Source organism: Ruegeria sp. HKCCA4812, from assembly GCF_013034245.1.
GTDB lineage: Bacteria > Pseudomonadota > Alphaproteobacteria > Rhodobacterales > Rhodobacteraceae > Ruegeria.
The window spans coordinates 257,821-269,437 of sequence record NZ_WQFQ01000003.1; the positions used below are offsets into that span (position 1 = coordinate 257,821).

At 57.7% G+C, this 11,617-nt stretch carries 9 protein-coding genes; 1 reads left to right on the top strand and 8 read right to left on the bottom strand.

Features of this window, described 5'->3' with window-relative positions; genetic code table 11:
• Nucleotides 1-3 precede the first annotated feature (3 nt).
• Nucleotides 4-3,000, bottom strand: coding sequence for a cyclic nucleotide-binding domain-containing protein (locus GOW04_RS11575; RefSeq protein ID WP_171232761.1), 2,997 nt, complete (start codon nucleotides 2,998-3,000; stop codon nucleotides 4-6).
• Between the two features lie 244 nt (nucleotides 3,001-3,244).
• Between GOW04_RS11575 and GOW04_RS11580 the strand changes: the two genes are divergently transcribed.
• On the top strand, nucleotides 3,245-3,607 hold the full coding sequence (locus GOW04_RS11580) for a DUF3307 domain-containing protein (protein WP_371814399.1): 363 nt from the start codon (nucleotides 3,245-3,247) through the stop codon (nucleotides 3,605-3,607).
• Nucleotides 3,608-3,612: 5 nt separating this feature from the next.
• Here GOW04_RS11580 and GOW04_RS11585 read toward each other — a convergent pair whose 3' ends face one another.
• The 7 genes from GOW04_RS11585 to GOW04_RS11615 form a co-directional block, all read right to left on the bottom strand.
• The gene (locus tag GOW04_RS11585) at nucleotides 3,613-4,344 is read right to left on the bottom strand and encodes a hypothetical protein (RefSeq protein ID WP_171232645.1); all 732 of its coding nucleotides are present in this window, start codon (nucleotides 4,342-4,344) and stop codon (nucleotides 3,613-3,615) included.
• A gap of 56 nt (nucleotides 4,345-4,400) precedes the next feature.
• On the bottom strand, nucleotides 4,401-5,705 hold the full coding sequence (locus GOW04_RS11590) for an FAD-binding oxidoreductase (RefSeq protein WP_171232646.1): 1,305 nt from the start codon (nucleotides 5,703-5,705) through the stop codon (nucleotides 4,401-4,403).
• A complete protein-coding gene (locus tag GOW04_RS11595) occupies nucleotides 5,702-6,376 on the bottom strand; it encodes a TetR/AcrR family transcriptional regulator (RefSeq protein WP_152457143.1) in 675 nt (224 codons plus the stop codon). The genes GOW04_RS11590 and GOW04_RS11595 overlap by 4 nt, the downstream gene beginning before the upstream one ends.
• Nucleotides 6,377-7,921 carry a trimethylamine methyltransferase family protein gene (locus tag GOW04_RS11600; protein WP_171232647.1) on the bottom strand — a complete coding sequence of 515 codons (1,545 nt, stop codon included), beginning with the start codon at nucleotides 7,919-7,921 and terminating at the stop codon, nucleotides 6,377-6,379.
• 2 nt (nucleotides 7,922-7,923) lie between these two features.
• Complete coding sequence (locus GOW04_RS11605) at nucleotides 7,924-10,326, bottom strand: FAD-dependent oxidoreductase (RefSeq protein ID WP_171232648.1); 2,403 nt, start codon at nucleotides 10,324-10,326, stop codon at nucleotides 7,924-7,926.
• Between the two features lie 111 nt (nucleotides 10,327-10,437).
• Nucleotides 10,438-11,067 (bottom strand): glutathione S-transferase family protein, encoded by a 630-nt coding sequence (locus GOW04_RS11610; protein ID WP_171232649.1) that lies wholly within the window; start codon nucleotides 11,065-11,067, stop codon nucleotides 10,438-10,440.
• Between the two features lie 18 nt (nucleotides 11,068-11,085).
• Nucleotides 11,086-11,607, bottom strand: a complete 522-nt coding sequence (locus GOW04_RS11615; RefSeq protein ID WP_171232650.1) for a class I SAM-dependent methyltransferase — start codon at nucleotides 11,605-11,607, stop codon at nucleotides 11,086-11,088.
• Between the last annotated feature and the right edge of the window lie 10 nt (nucleotides 11,608-11,617).

Consider the following 11,617-nt stretch of genomic DNA (forward strand, 5'->3'; position numbering starts at 1 on the left):
TCGCTAATTGGACACATAGCCGGCGATCACCTGCAACAGCTTGAATGCGGTCGCCGCGTCGTTTTCCACAACGGCAAGGAATTCTTCTTCACCGATCCGCAAGCAGGAAAGCTTGGTTTCCGCCACCATGCTCAGCGCACGCGGTTCTTTTCTGATCAGGCCCAACTCTCCGACCAAAGCACCAGGCCCGACTTTGGTGATCAATTGGTCAGGCCCCTGTTCTTGCGGCAGGTACAGACCTGCTTCGCCCTCCAGCACCACATAGGCACCGTCGGTGGGTTGGTCATCTTTCAAGAACACCACCTGCCCTGGCTCGGCATCAAACCAGCGCGCACCAAAGGCCAGCAGGCGCAGCTGCCGCCGATCCAGACCCGAAAACAACGGGGTTTGTTCCAGAGCGCGCAGTTTCCGCGTCAAATCCGCCGATGCTGCACTGTCTTCCTCCACCTCCACAGGCCCTCCGTCCGAGACCACACGACCTTGCCGGATTTCCACATACATGTCGAATGCACCGGGGTTTTCGAACTGATCATTCAGATAGACAACAGTGGTGTCCGGCAGCAGTTCACGAAGCCGTTTATAGACAGCAACCTGCGTTTTCATGTCGTAGCTGGCCAGCGCATTTTCCAGAATCAGGATGTCAGGTTTCTTGATCGTCGCACGGGTAAAGGCCAAGGGTTCGGCAAATACCGCCGGAAGATTCTGACCGCCCAAAGCAACCTGCACATCATAGATCAGCTCTGTGACCAATGGGTGCGCGCCGTTTTCAGCCAACACATCGACAATCACCTTGCGGGCTTCGTCCGAACGGGAACCGCCAATCTGGCTGACTTTTCCGAACAGCGCATTTTCCATGACCGTCAATCCGGGCGCAAAGACGTTCGGATCCAATGGAACGAAGACGTCTTGCAAACGCTCCATCAGTTTCTCGGAATGGCTGTGCCGGAGTTCAAGGATGCGATCCTTCAGTTCATCCGTGAACGCAGGTCCGATCTGTTCGGCAGAGATCACAAATGGCACCGCCAACATGTTGGCAAGCTGTTCGTCATCCAGCCCGTCCGAACCTTCTTTGCGGGTCTGGTCCACCAGATCCACTGCAATTTCATAGGTTTTTGCATCAAGACCAAGCTTTTGGAACAACGGGTGGTCGGTTCCATCGATCCCGAAGATCTGGCGCAGCATGTCGATCACATCGCGGGTCAACGCGATCAATGTCTCGTCCAGCCCCAGTTCACGCAACTGTCCGAGAAAGACCTTTTGCTGCGCAAGCAAAGCTTGTGTCACAGGAACACGTGGCGTTGCGAAAAGCAGATTTTCAGCCACAGGCAGAGCCGCGTTATAGGTGTTCCGGTCGAAGACAAGCGCCTGTTGTTCCAGCCCGGCCTCCCGAACGGCCTGCTGCACGACCGGGCGCAGCTCGATCAGTTTCTTTGCCAGTTCACAATGCTCGGCCGCATCGAAACTTTGTTCGGCGCCCCGTTGGAACAGCGCTGCGCCAAACCCCATTCCATCAATCAACTGCAACCACCAGGCACGCAGTTCTGCGGCGTCCTGAAAGCCGGCCAGAGTTGGGTCCAGCCATTCCGCCCTGAACGGATCGGCACTGTTGCCCGCCCTCAGAGTTTCAAGAAAATCCGGATCGTCCGGCGGGTCAGTCAGCGGTTTGAACCGCATCGGCATCATCACGTTGTCGCCCAGCGTACCCTGAAACATGACAGGGCGTGATGTGACATACCCGATACGCGCGGCGACAACCGCCTGATGCACCTCGGCCAGTTTCAGATCCCCGATCCGAACCTGGCCAGCACTTGGACGTATTTCCCGTGTCAGCAATTCGCCGATGGCGCGTCGATCTTCCTCGCTGGGGGCGGCGATCCCAATTGTCTTTCCGGCAGGAAAACTGAGGTCCAGATCATCAAGCACCTGATTGCCATCCATGTCGCGCACCGAAACGTGATCCAGCACGATGTCGCCGTTCAGGTGGGGCCACTCGGAAGGCTCACCTTCAAACAAGGTTTCATCATGCATTCCGGCCGGGGCAAAACGGTCAATGACCACATCCCAGCGCAGCGACATGTCCTGGGTCTGGTTGTAATAGGTCAGCAGTTCCTTCCAAGGTGAGCTGAGATCCTTGTACGCAGCCAATGCGGCAACCAGCGCCCCCAGCGAAACCGAGCCCTGAAGCACCAACAGACCACCAACCAGATAGAACATGAACGGTGTAAGCTGCGAGATGAAGTTGTTCAGGAATTTCATGAAAAACTTCTTTTGATAGATCTCGAAACGGATGCCGAACAGGCGTCCCAATTGCTCTGAGATCATCGACCGGCGAAAACGCCAGCCGCCATTGGTCCGCAGGGTGGACGCGCCCGCTGCGTTCTCGCCGATCTGCGCCGCCAGAACCCGAACCTCCTGAATGCGTTTTTTGTTCAGCAGGTTGATCTGGCGTTGCAGCTTGGGGATCAACCAGGCCTGCAAGGGTATCAGCGCCACCGCGGCCAGCCCGAACCAGACACTTTGCAGGAACAGGAAGGAAAGTATGGTGATCATTTGGCCGGCCTGAAGAACCGGCTGGCTGATCGCATCGCCCATCAGGCCGCCCATCGGCTCGCTTTCGGCGGTGATCATTGACACCATTTCACCTTGGCTGACACGCTCGAAATAGGGTTGAGGAAAGCGCAGCGCCCGGCTGATCAACTGATAGCGAAAGCGCCGCAGCATCCGTTCACTCAGCACGCCCTTCATGGTATTGATGCGCATTTTCATCAGGCCGTGGCACAGCACGGCCGCCAGAAAGGCAAAGCACAGAACAACCAGAAAGTTGGTCTGCGACATGGAATAGCCCCAGATCGTCACCTCAGAGGTGGACGACCCGATCGCGTCATTGATTATTCGTTTTGGCAACTCAAGTGTGAGGTACAGCAAAGGAAACAGCGTCGCCGTCACGGCCAGCAGGATCAGCTGTTCGCGCTTGGAGTATTTCCAGATAAAGCGGAAAATTGTGCGTTCTATGGAACCTGCCCCTGCTGCTGACCTTCGACGTGGATTAAACGCAATGCATGCAATTTCAACAGCATGAATCAAATATCATCCAGACAGGATAAGCAAATTTTTCCCTTTTGGAAAATTTCTTGACCGAATGTGAACTAGTTCATTTACGCGTGCCCGTTTTATTGCCTAATGTTGGCGTCAGAACGATATCGGGAGGGTTCTTTTGACTGCCAGTATTGGCGCAGTGTTTCTTATGCTTTGTCTTTTGTTGATCAAGCATATGTTCGCTGACTACTACCTCCAGACACCGAAGATGCTTTCCGGTCGGGGTGAGTATCTTCACTTGGGACGCGCGCAACATGCCGCTGTGCATGTTGTGGGTTCTGTCGTCGTTTTTTTGGTGTTCGGCGCGCCGTTGTCTTTTATTCTGATTGTCGGGGCGCTGGAATGGTTCATCCATTTCAATATCGATTTCATCAAGGCCAGCTATTCAGACAAAAAGCGACTTGAGCCAACGCAACCCGCTTTTTGGCGCGCTGCAGGTTTGGATCAGTTGATGCACAACTTAACTTATGTTGCGATGGTTTGGGCCTGGGTTACCTTCGCCGCCGCTTGACGGTGTCAGGCCGCGTTCTCCGATACGGCAAGCCGATAGGCCCTTAGCCACATCCGATCCAATGCGTCAATCGCAGCAGGGTCGAACCGGTGTTCAACTTCCCAATACCGACCAGAGGCTACATAATATCCAAGATCATCTTCCATTCGCTGCACACTGTGCATGGCTACAATATCGGGAAGCGGCGCGGCCGTCAGGTCAGATATGTTGACGGATGGAAACACCAGCCGGCTTGGCGCGCTGGACAACCGTACGGTTCTGCACCCCTGAGCGGCTGCAAAAAGACCCAGTCGAGCGGCCTTCGCTTCAAGCGAACGCAGTGTCACGTCCTCTCGCAAAGGGTCCGCAGTGCCATTTCCGTAAAAATGTGTTCGTCCCGATCCTGAATACATCATGTCGCAACCGGAAAAAGCCAGAACATCCGGCTTCAGGGCTGACAAAGCCCAATAGCCTGCCGTGAAAGCCATCGTTCCGCCGGCATAGACGAACCCGCCATAGTCATTCTGTCTTGGGACGTATTCGTCGGCAGTGACTATGTGTTGAGTGCCAAAAACTTTTCCAGGGCGGCGCTCTGCCGGGAAGTCTTCGGGGTGGATCAGGTAATCCCAGTCTTCTCGGACGCGCCACGCGTTGTTGATGGCGACGATATGCGTGAAAGGCGCGCGCGACCATGCCCGCGCCTCCAGCGCCGATGGGGCGCTGCCAAGGATCAATACGGTTGTCTTTCGGTCGGTCATGTCAGGGCCGGGCTTGTTGACAGCCACACACGACATAGACCGTTTGCGAAACGCGGCTAGCCCAGAACCGAGAAACTGCTTTCCTCATTGATCGGGCGTTTGCGCGAGTAGAAGCCCACGTCGATTGTCCGCTTGATATATGGCAATTCGAACTGCAACGGTTTCGCGTCGTGATCGGCGCCACCTTCACAGTAATCGATCAGTGACGCCATCATCTTGCCCGCAATCGGCGCATTCTTGTACTGGTTTCCGCTTGAACCACAGGCCATGTAGAACCCCGGCAGGCTGGACTTGTCATAGATCGGAATCCAGTCGGTAGACGCATCATACAGGTCAACCACACCCCGCGTTTTTGATGGAATGCCAAGGCTGGGCACACGCTGCGCATACCGCATGGCCTGCGTGGTCCATTGATCGGTGAATTCACGATTGTAGTTCACATCGTCCTCGCACCACTGATGCGGATCACATTCCGGATCCTCAGATCCGACAAGGATGTGATTGCCGTGTTCCGGGCGGCAATAGCAGGCAATGTCACTGTCCGAAACGATGGTTCCGTCGTGTTCAAAATCGAACCCTTCAGGGGCTGGAACGTGCACGACCTCTTGCCGCAAGGGCCGGGTTTTGATGGTCATATCGTCCAGAACGCCGGCCATCTTGTTGATGATGGACGAACCAGGTCCTGCCACATTGACCACAACCTTGGCGTGGATTTCCTCGCCCGAGGCCAGCTTGACGCCGGAAACGCGCCCGCCCTCGGTCAGGATTTCCGTGACTTCAGCGCCGGTACGCACCTCTGCCCCATGCAGTTTCGCGGCATCCATCAGGTTCTGGGCCGACAGGGCCGGGTCGGTGACATAACCCGCCTGAGGCCAGTACACACCGCCCGTCATTCTGCGCCCGTTGGGTTGGCCGAATTCAGGGTCGTCCATTCGTCGTGCGGGAGCAAAGCTGTCCAGCGAATAGACCGGCAAGCGTTCCAGCACTTTTTCACCTGACCATTCCTCGAACGGGCAATCCAGCTCGGACGAATTGCGCATGTGCTTTTCCAGCATCCCGTTCGCCTCGGTTTTCATGACCAGACAGCCGGTTTCGCGGAACTGCGCAAGGTTGGCGTCTTCCGGCAAGCCAAGATACTCGGCCCAGTCGCGCCAGTAGTGGTAGCCTTCCCAGGCAAACGCGGTTCCATCGAATGTGGAATAATGCATCCGGATAATTGCGCACGACCCCGCGGTAGAACCGTGCCCGACCTGAGAATTCCGGTCCAACGACAGTGTTTTCCACCCCGCCTTGGACATCTCGAACGCAATAGCCGCGCCGATCACGCCGGTTCCGATGATGATTGCGTCTGGTTGGCTCATGTCTGGTTTCCTTTCCAAAAGCGCAGGGAATACGCGCTGAATTCTTCAACTTCCTCGGGTTTCGGCTCGACGCCTGTGAAGGCGTAGAGGTAATGCGGCACCATCGACAGCCGCATCTCGATAGGTTCGTTCAATTGCGCCAGATCATAACCGATCTGCATGTAATACAGCACGCGCGCCCGGGTTTCGGCTTCGATCTCGGAATAGCCGTAGCGGGCAAACATGGCGTGCAGCGCTTCCAGCCTGCGGGCGTCCGACTGGTCCAGCATACGCCGCACCTTGCCTGATTTTCGCGCCCAGTCACGTACCGCAAAATCCAGCGCCGTATCGAACAAATCGGTGTTCACCACGCACCGATGAACGTTGCAGACGGCCGCCGTTATCGTCTCGGCCGGTGCTTCGGCCTGTGCGACCAAGGCGGCGGTGTTGGTGGCCTGCCAGCGCGCCAGCAATGCATCCAGCAACTCTTGCCGGGATTTGAAGTACCAATAGAACGACGACCGCGATACTGCCATCCGTTCGGCCAGGTTCAGGACCTTGATCTGGTCCACCCCGTCCGAAATCAGCACATCCATCGCCACGTTCAGCCAGTCGTCGCGCGTGACCTTGATGTTGCCGATCAATGGTTCGGCCTCGGGGTCATCGCGATGAAGGATCGGTTTCGGGCTCATTCAACTCTCCGGTGGGGCACCGCCCTCGGCGGTACGACGGGCAATGAACTCATGTAAATCACCTATCCGATCATTGTCGACAGCGGGCGTCTGAAAGTCGTTCAGAATGCCTTTCCAAACATCCGTTGCTCGATGGTTCGCGTCCACCGACCCGCGTTCGGCCCAGGTGCCGAAATTGGCGTAGTCATGGACATGCGGTTGATAGAACTCAGTATTATAGCGCTCCATCGTCTGGCTTGATGCAAAGAAGTGGCCACTGGGTTCAACCTCACTCAATGCAGTTTCAAACCCGATCTCGGACTGCCCTGCCTGCGCGCCCGCGCACAGTTCGGCGACCATGTTCAGCACTTCTGCATCGCAGACCAGCTTTTCGAAGGAAACCGTCAACCCGCCTTCCAACCAGCCTGCGGAGTGGATGATCACCGTTGCGCCGGCCATAAGGCATCCCCAAAGGCCAAACTGGTTCTCGTTTGCGGCCTGCACGTCGTTGGTGTTTGACGCCGATCCGGCAGCCGACCGCCAGGGCAAACCAAGATGCCGCGCCAGTTGGCCCGCAGCCAGTGATGCCTGAAAGTGCGACGGTGTCCCAAAGGCGGGCGCGCCGGACTTCATGTCCACGTTACTGGTGAACGTGCCATAACAGACTGGAGCACCAGGATTGGCAAGTTGGGTCAAAGTCAGCGCGGCAAGGGCCTCGGCATGGGACAAGGTGATCGCCCCGGCCACGGTGATCGGTGCCATCGCGCCCATCAGGGTAAAGGGTGTGATGATCGACATCTGACCGTGGCGGGCAAAGTCGATCAGACCTTGCGCCATCGGGATATCCAATGTGCGCGGGCTGTTAGTGTTGATGATCGTATAGCAATGCGCATGGCCCCGGAACGCATCATCCGAAAGACCGCGTGCCGTGGTCAGCATCTCAAAACAGTCCATCACCTGCGGGGTTCCACGCGAAAAGAAAAACGGAAACTTGTCCGTCAGTTCCATCTGGGCCCGAGTCGTGAAGTAATGACGCAGATGGGTGGGCACATCCTGCGGCTCGACCTGCGGCGAGATCATCTGGAACACGTCGAAATGATGGGTGAGCTTCAGAAACTCCAGATAATCCTGACCCGTCGCCGGGCGCCGACCACGTTCAAGGTCGGTTGCGTTCGGCGCGCCGGCTCCGGGTTGAAACACCAGCGAGTCCAGTTCGAGAGTAAAATCACGACGCCGCGAGCCGGCGCGACAGGCGATGGATTTGGGCGCTGACGCGACTGCGGCTTCAACCATCTCGCGCCCGATAAACACCATCTCAGTGTCTTCATCCACCCGCGCGCCGCCCTGTTTGAACAGTTTCCGCGCCTCGGGCAGCAGGGTCTTTACCCCCAACTCTTCCAGTGTCCGCAAGGCGGTGTCATGCATATCCGCGATCTGATCGGCCGGGAACACTTCCATCTGTGGGAAAGGGTTCCTGAGCTGGCGATAGTTCACATCGCGACCGGGCTGCGGGGCGGCTTCAGCCCCCCGCCCCCGCCGTCGGCGCCCGCGCTCTGCAGCAGTCATGATCAGCCTCGCATCGCTTTGCCTTCGGGGTCATAAGGTGACGGCGCGATCACACGCGCCGGACGTTCAACCCCCACCACGTGAACGGACAGTTCCGTGCCCGGTTCCGCCTTGTCCCGATCGATCAGGGCCATCGCCAGTGACTTGCCGGTGTAGTGCCCGTAGCCGCCCGAGGTTACGAACCCAACGCGTTCGCCATTGGCCCAGACCGGTTCGTATCCGCTGGCATCTGCGTCCAGAGCATCGATTTCCAATGTCGCCTGAATTTGCGCGGGGCCGTTGCCGTCACGTTCGGCAAGCGCGCCCACCTTTCCAACAAAGTCCTTGTCCCAGTCGATCCAGCGATCCATTCCGGTCATGCCCGGTGTATAGGCTTGCGTGAATTCCGCCGACCAGATGCCAAAGCTTTTTTCAAGCCGTGTTGACAGCATCGCGTTGAAGCCGCATTCGCGGATGCCTTGCTCGGCCCCCGCTTCCAGCAGGATGCGGCGCAGCTTGATATGGTCGCCATAGCGGCAGTTGATCTCGTACCCTTTTTCTCCGGTCACCGACATGCGGGCGACGCGGGCGCGCACGAGGCCGATATCGAAATCGCCGCACCCCATGAACTTCAAGCCCGAGATATCCTGTTCCGCCAGTTTTTCCACAACCGCCTGTGACTTCGGCCCGACCACGGCAAAGCCGCAATATTCCTCGCCCAAATCACAGATATTGACGCCATCCATCATGTGATCGTCGAACCAGCGCATATGCCAGGCTCGCAGGTAATAGCTGCCCATGATCCACCAGGTCCCGTCGCCCCAGTTCAGCACCGTCAAATCGCCCTTCAGCCGCCCATCCTCACCCAACATCGGGGCCAGTTTCGCACGACACGGGCCGGGGAGCTTGGAGGCCATTACCATATCCAGCCAGGCTTCTGCGTTCGGACCGGAAACCTCGAACCGAGAAAAGCCCGAAATATCCAGCAAGCCCGCACCTTCGCGGATCACTTTGCATTCCTCGGCCACGATGTCATGCGCGTTCGAACGCTTGAGCGTCGGCGTTTCCTCGAACCCTTTCGGCGCGAAGTAAAGCGGCACTTCAAGATCCCAGCTGACGCCCCATTTGCACCCTGCCTCGGTCATCGCATCATGCGCCGGTGCCATTTTCAGCGGCCGTCCGGCGGGCAGTTGCTCGTTCGGATAGGTCATCACGAAGCGGCGGGAATAGAACTGCCCGGTCGTCTCGCGGATATAGCGTTTGTTCTGGGCATAGTCGCCATAGCGCGCCACATCCATCGGCCAGGCATCTGCCTCGGGCTCGCCATGGATCATCCATTCGGCCAACGTCTTGCCGACGCCGCCGCCTTGCAAGAACCCGGCCATCACCGCGCAGGCGGTCCAATAGCCCCGCTTGCCCGGCACCGGACCGACCAGAGGGTTGCCGTCGGGCGAGAAGGTGAACGCGCCGTTCACCCATGTCTTGATGCCCACGTTCTGGATCGCCGGATAGCGTTCGAACCCCAGCGTCAGTTCGTTTTCGATACGGTCCAGCTGCTCCTGGAACAGCTCTTCGCCATAATTCCACGGCGCGCCGTCCATGGCCCAGTGTTCGTGATCGACCTCGTAGATGCCCACCAGAACGCCCTTCTGGTCCTGCCGCATATAGGTGAAGCCCTCAAGATCCACGGTCATCGGCATCTCGAAATCAGCCGCTGCGACCTCGGGCACCGTGTCGGTGATCAGGTAATGGTGTTTCAGCGGAGAAACCGGTAGTTCGACCCCTGCCATGCGCCCCACCTGCTTGGCCCACAGGCCGGCGGCGTTGACCACATGTTCGCAAGTGATCGTGCCCCTGTCGGTCACCACCTGCCAGCCATCCGCCGTCTGGATCAGTTCCTCGACCTTGGTTTCTTCATAGTATTCCGCCCCGCGCTTTTTCGCGGCTGTGGCATAGGCCTGCACGGTGCCTGTGGTGTCGATATAGCCTTCGCGGTCGGCCCACATCGCGCCCAGAATGCCGTCGGTGGACATGATCGGGCAGCGTTTCTGCGCCTCTTGAGGGCTCAGCAGTTCACAGTCATCAATGCCGATGGACTGGAAGATGCGGTAATTGGCCTGCAACCACTCCCACCGCTCGGGGGTTCCCGCCAGCGTCAGACCACCGGTCATGTGCAGGCCGATTTTCTGGCCTGATTCCTTCTCGATCTCGCTGAGCAGATCAATCGTATAGGCCTGCAAAGACGCCATGTTCGGATCGGCATTCAAAGCATGAATGCCTCCCGCTGCGTGCCAGGACGACCCAGACGCCAGCCGCCGCCGCTCCAACATGACGACATCCGACCAGCCAAACTTGGCCAGGTGATACAGAACCGAGGCCCCGACAACGCCTCCTCCAATGACCACGACGCGATATTGGGATTTCATCCCGACCTCCCCTGAACAGAATCTGAGGAGACGCTAGTGGTACTGTTCACATCTGTCTAGACATTTCTGTACAGTGCCGATCACAACGCAACACGGCACGGTTCGGTAGGTTTACAGACTTGCGCTTGGACGAGATTGGATGGCTCGAAACCACGCCAGGGTGGCCGCGTTGTCTTCCGGGATACGCATCTTGATGACGCGGGCGAAATCGACAAAAACGAAAGCCGAGATATCCGCCAGGGAAAACACGTCACCGGCCACAAAAGGGCTTTTCGTCAGACGTGATTCCAGCATTTCAAAGAAGGATGCCACACGCTCGCGCCCGCGCTTTGCAAGTTCGGGAATCTGCGCATGATTGGAAGGGCCCGGAATGGCGCGATCCTTGAAGGCGGGATGTCCATTGCGCAAAGCCTCGGCAATCGGTGCCCCGCCCTGATGTTCGACGATCGCGTTCCACATCAGAACCAAACCTTTTTCCTCGGGGGTTCGGCCCATCAAAGGCGGTTCGGGAAACTGTGCCTCCAGAAAAGCTGCAACGCCCAGATTTTCTGTCAGAACGGTTCCGTCATCCGTTACCAGAACCGGGATCGTGGCCCGAGGGTTCACGGCGCGAAAGGCTTCGCTCAACTGTTCACCTTTCGCAATCGAGACCTCACGCGTTTCGATATCCAATCCTTTTTCGGCAATGAACATCCGCGCACGACGGGGGTTTGGAGCAGTGGAGCAATCGTAAAAAATCATGCCGTTACTCCTTTTCGGTCAGCGGCGATATATGAAACAGCGCCCTTCGACGGCGCCTTCGGGCAACGGCATCTCGGTCAGCCCTTCGAAATACATCCGATCACTTGAGACCATCAGCCCGCCCGGAGCAAGCAAAGGCTCGATGAGCGGAGATACAAACCGCGCGAATTTGTCATTCTTTTCGCGATTGTGCCCGCCAAGATCCGCGTGGATCAGGCTGGCTGACGCACCGAACCGTTCAACCGATGCAGGCAGGGTATCCCGGACGTCGCCCAGAATCACGCGATCTTCGGGCGGGGTCGAGTCGGGGTGCGAAGCCACCGCGCGTTCGAACACATAGACCGGGCGGCCATCCATGTGCTGCACAAGATGGTGATACGTACGCCCGTTGCCCAAACCCAATTCGAACACCGGACCTGTCATGCCCGCAGTTTGCCGGATTGCGTAATCCAGACAAGCGCGCTGTGACACCATGCGATCGATGAACAGATCCAGACGGCTTTGATTCTCGGACACCGGAAAATATCTCCTTGATACCATTCGAGAGCAT